Here is a 4,159-nt window from a genome sequence, read left to right as displayed (position 1 = left end):
CGCTGGCAACCGTGCCTGCCGCATGTCGTCACCCACCCCACCAGCAACGGCAGTTGGGGCGAATCCGCTCATTCCGTTTTCACGCCGAGGCCCTGAGCCGCCCCCGCGCGCCACTGAACGCGGGCGGACCTTCTGAAACCGGCGTGCCACCACCCGCACAGGGCGGTGGCACGCCGCTCTCGTGCTTCAGTGCCCCCCGGGTTCTTACTGCTCGCCAGGCTTGACCGCTTCAGCGAGACAGGACAGCGCGCGCCACTGCGGACATGACGGGCCGGTCACAGGCGCACGATGACCAGGGCGGTGTCGTCGGTGACGCCGTCGGGTGGGAGCAGGTCGGCCAGCAGGGCGTCCGCGAGGGTTTCGGGGGCGGCTGCCTGGTGGCGGGCCAGGGAGCGGGCGAGCCGTGCGAGACCTGTGTCGATGTCTTCGCGGCGGCGTTCGATCAGCCCATCGGTGTACAGCACGAGGACGGCGTCCGCGGTGAAGGGCACCGTGGCCTGGGGCCGGGGGACGGGTTCAGGGCGGGCACCGAGCGGGGGGTCGGTGGCCTGGTCCAGGAACTCGACGGTGCCGTCCCTGTGCAGGAGGGCAGGCGGGAGGTGGCCGGCGCTGCTGTAGGTGATGGTGTGGGTGTTCCAGTCGATGACCGTGTTGGCCACGGTGGTGTTCTCGGCGCCGTTGACGGAGCGGGCATACAGCCCGAGGACCTCCAGGGCCCGGGCGGGGCCGTCGGTGGCGCGGGAGGCGGCGCTGAGCGCGCTGCGCAGTTGGCCCATGATCTCGGCCGCAGACAGGCCATGGCCGACAACGTCGCCGACGGCCACCGCGATGCGATCGCCGCCCAGGTCGACCAGGTCGTACCAGTCACCGCACACGTCCAGCGCGTCGACGGCAGGCCGGTAGCGTACGGCCGCCGGGTGGCGCCCGACCGGGCGGGGAGCGGGCAGCATCGCCTCTTGCAACCTCAGGGCGACTACGCGGGCGCGGATGAGTTCGGTGACCTCCTCCACCCGGTGCATCAGCAGCGTCACCCGCCCGTCCGAACCGAAGACGGGAATGTTGACCATGTTCCAGTAGCGCTCGTCCCTTACCCCGGGGCGGTCGGGGTCCTCCATGTCGTAGCGCTGCAGCTCCATGGTGTCGCGCTCACCGGTTTCCGCCACCCGGAGTAGTGACGACTCGATGTTGGTCACTACGGCGGCGCCGGGGTCGTTCGGGCTGTGGGCAAAATCGTCGCGCATGTTGCGGCCGATTACTTGCCCGCGGGTGCGGCTCATCACGCGCAAAAACTCCTCGTTGACGTCCACATAGACCAGCTGTGGTGTCAGCAGCGCCACCGCACCGGGCAAGGCCTGGAAAACCGCTGTGTAGTCGATCTCCGGATCCGTCACGCCTGCTCCGCCTCGACGCCGCTTATGGTGTGTCTTTTCACGATAGGTGCGGAAATTCAGGGCAGCGCTACTCCTCCCGCCGCGGAGCTGGGCAGATCACACGGGCGGCCCTCGGCGGCTGCCGACGGGGGTGTGACGTGAACTGCTCTGACCAAGTGTCGATGTAACCTGTCAATCAAGGACAAGGGGTTAGGAGATCTGATGGTGATCGATGCCGCACAGGAGGACACGCTGCTGGAGCTGCTCAACACGGCGCCGCTGATCAGGGAAGCCGTGCAGGACCAGCTCTCCAACCCCGAGGTGGCCCGGTCGTGGCAGCAGTCCCACGGTGGCAGGGGGACCGAGGGCGAGCGCCAGTACCTGATCCAGGCACGCGACGCCCTCCAGGACGTGGTCCGCGGACAGCGGGAACCCGCTTCACTGTCAGCGCTGCTGGAAGGTGTCAGCTACCGCCCGATCGTCAATGACGACGGGGTCGGCTGGGAACTGGACGCTCCCGACGAGCGCAGGCCGGCGGTCCTTGCGGTCCTGACGTGGGGCACTTTGCAGCAGAACAAGCCAGGACGCCTGCGGCCGTGCGCGAACACCGAGTGCCGGCTGTTCCTGCTGGACCGCAGCAAGACCAACAAGGCCCGGTGGTGCTCCATGGCGGTCTGCGGTAACCGGATGAAGGCCCGCCGCCACTACGAGCGCACGCGCCAGACCACGGCCGAGTAGTACCCGGCCGAGTTCACCCGCAGCATGGGCTCCGAGGCCGCTCGGGGCACTTGGTTTGCCGCTGTACCGGCCCGCGGCGGGCCGGTACGCCGCCGCGATTTCCCTCGCGCACGCAGTGATGGCGAAAAGAGAGCTGGTGACCCGGACCGGCCGGGCCACCAGCGGATCTCAGGCTTCAGCCTCAGCTCTCGCGCACGAGCGTGAACCGGTGGGTGCCCTGATCGAGGCCGGAGATGATCACGTATCCGGCATCGGGGCGCACCCCGGATGCGGTCGCCCTGCCGTTCTTCCAGAGCGTCCGGTCGCCGGAGTGCACGGTGACGCGGTGGCCGTCCGTGGGCAGCGCCACGGACCCGCGCGTGCCCCGCGGTGCCCGCACGGTCAGAGTGAACGTCGCGCCCTTACGAACCCATTCCACGCCCAATGGGCCGTGAGGCGTGGGGAGTTCACCCTGTGCCCAGTTCACCGATCCGGGATGCGGGCGTACGTCCCAGGTGGCGTACCCGGGCGATGTCGGTTTCGCGCCGAGCAGTTGGTGGGTGAGCGCGGTCAGGACCCCGGTGGACCAGCCGTGCGCCATGCTCGTGTAGGCGTCCTCGTACAGCGAACCGTCCGGGCCGATGCCCTCCCAGTGGGTGATGCCGGGGTCGTGGCTGTCCATCCACCCGTAGGTGCGCTTGATCTGGTCGATCGCCGAGTCGGCCAGGCCGGTCTCGAAGCGTGCCACGAGCTCGGGGTAGGAAGTGAACGCGTACACGCGCTGGGAGGCGTCTCCGAAGAGTGTGTCGTTGTCCATGAAGGCGTTGCCGTACCGGAGCTTCGTCGTCCTGTCGAGGTGGGCCAGTGCCGAGGCCGCCCGTTCGGAGTCGGCGACGCCTGAGGTGATGGCGATGGCGTTGCCGTCCTGGGCGTGCCGGACCGCGCCGGTTGCGGAGTCCAGATAGGCCCCCGCGGACTCGTCCCACAGGTGGGTGTTGATCACCTGCGCGACCTTCTCGGCCCGGTCCTGCCATCGCCGCGCGTCGTTGTCGTGGCCCAGGTGGACGGCGATGCGTGCCGCGTCACCCAGGGCCTGTACGTAGTTGGCGTTGTAGTAGGTGACTTGGCCGGTACGGCCGAGGAACGCGTAGTCGCCGTAGCCGGCCGTGCCGTTGAGGCCCTTGTTCAGCAGCCCCGCGTCGTCCGTCACGCTCGGGTACCAGGTGTCGAGCACCTTGAGCAGCTGCGGGTAGTAACGCGCCGCGTAGTCCCGGTCCCCGGTGTAGAGCAGGTAGTCCCAGCTGCACGTCACCCACCACAACGGATAGTCGAACAGAGGAAGGGTGTAGTTGTTGATGGAGGCCGGCGGGATCCATCCGTCGTCCCGCTGGTGTTCGGCGAGGTCGGCCAGCACATTGCGCGCAGCTTCGGCCACCTCGTCATGGGTGAGGTAGAGGGTGCGCCCCGACACCGCCACGTCGCCGACGTAGGGGTCGCGGTCCCGCTTGGCGCCGTCGTGCAGGACCAGCTTGCCGTCCAGCGAGGCGCTGAAGGCATTGCGGGGATCCACATCGTCCTTGCGGAAGGTGTCGACGACCAGTTCGTTCGTATAGGACGCGCCGTACCAGTAGCGGTTCAACTCCTCGTCGGAGCAGAGGAACCAGCCCCGGTAGGAGTCCGGTGTGCCGACGTACGCCGTGAAACCGAGCGACACGGCATCGACGGCCACGGTGCCCCAGGCCTGGGCGGCGGGTGCGTCGGACGGCAGGGCGTCCAGCGCGATCTTGAGGTAACGGAAGCCGTGCAGTCCGTCGGCGTACACCTTGTCGCCGCCCGAACCGTAGCCCTTCTTGTCCGTCCATGAGGCGCCGTCCGTCGGCACGGCGTACTGATCGGTGCCCTGCCCGGCGCCTCCCGCCTGGTCGGCGCGGGTGAAGTCGGACCGGTCGGTGAGGTACTGCAGCGTCTCGGAGAAGGCTAGATGAATGAGTCCAAGGGGTGTGGTTGCGGTCAGTGATCGTAGGCGGTTAGTGATCGCTTGACGGGGTGCCCGGTCTTGTCGTTGTGCCAGA

3 protein-coding genes are annotated in these 4,159 nt (G+C 68.3%); 1 reads left to right on the top strand and 2 read right to left on the bottom strand.

Annotated elements, in window-relative coordinates:
* Positions 1 to 275: 275 nt before the first annotated feature.
* Positions 276 to 1,391: a SpoIIE family protein phosphatase gene (locus tag ABZV38_RS39795; protein WP_356333780.1), complete on the bottom strand. Its 1,116-nt coding sequence runs from the start codon at positions 1,389 to 1,391 to the stop codon at positions 276 to 278.
* A gap of 201 nt (positions 1,392 to 1,592) precedes the next feature.
* On the opposite strand from ABZV38_RS39795, the gene ABZV38_RS39790 reads away from it, so the two are divergent.
* Positions 1,593 to 2,108: a CGNR zinc finger domain-containing protein gene (locus tag ABZV38_RS39790; protein ID WP_356333778.1), complete on the top strand. Its 516-nt coding sequence runs from the start codon at positions 1,593 to 1,595 to the stop codon at positions 2,106 to 2,108.
* A gap of 181 nt (positions 2,109 to 2,289) precedes the next feature.
* Here ABZV38_RS39790 and ABZV38_RS39785 read toward each other — a convergent pair.
* The coding region (locus ABZV38_RS39785; protein WP_356333776.1) for an alpha-L-rhamnosidase C-terminal domain-containing protein at positions 2,290 to 4,159 on the bottom strand (1,870 nt) is incomplete at its 5' end.

The organism is Streptomyces sp. NPDC005181 (assembly GCF_040608395.1).
Lineage (GTDB): Bacteria > Actinomycetota > Actinomycetes > Streptomycetales > Streptomycetaceae > Streptomyces.
Note: the sequence above shows the minus strand (reverse complement) of the source record. Positions and strands in the feature narration are given on the sequence as shown.